Annotated in this window: 1 protein-coding gene; it reads right to left on the reverse strand. The window is 69.0% G+C overall.

Annotated elements, in window-relative coordinates:
* A partial coding sequence (locus A5714_RS23660; RefSeq protein ID WP_156747469.1) for a phosphopantetheine-binding protein occupies positions 1–607 on the reverse strand: 607 nt, incomplete at both ends.

Raw genomic sequence — 607 nt, forward strand, 5'->3', positions numbered from 1 at the left:
TGGCGCGCGGATGTATCGCACCGGGGACCTGGTCCGGTGGAACGGCGCGGGGGAGCTAACGTACCTGGGCCGCGCGGCCTGCAACCGAGCGCTCACCCGGGTCGCGATCAACGAGTCACCGCCGAGGGCGAAGAAGTCGTCGTCGAGGCCGACCGCGTCTCGGTGTAACACTTCGGCGAATGCTTCGGCGACGATCTTCTCGGTGTCGGTCTGCGGCGGCCGGTAGTGTGCGGCGGTGAATTCGGGAGCGGGCAACGCCTTTCGGTCGATCTTGCCCGACGAAGTCATCGGGAAACGCTCCAACGCCACGATCTGCGCGGGCACCATGTAGTCGGGCAAGCGCGCAGCCACCGCGTCTCGCACCGCATCGGCGTCGGGAGGCACGGGCCCACCGACGTAGCCGACGAGTCGGTCAGCGCCGCCGTGCCGATAGACCGCGGCAGCGGCCACCGTCACCTCCGCACACGCCAGCAACGCGTTCTCGACCTCGCCGAGTTCGATGCGTTGACCGCGCAGCTTGACTTGGAAGTCCGCGCGGCCCAGGTACGTTAGCTCCCCCGCGCCGTTCCACCGGACCAGGTCCCCGGTGCGATACATCCGCGCGCCA

The sequence above is a fragment of the Mycobacterium sp. E2462 genome, assembly GCF_001672685.1.
Lineage (GTDB): Bacteria > Actinomycetota > Actinomycetes > Mycobacteriales > Mycobacteriaceae > Mycobacterium.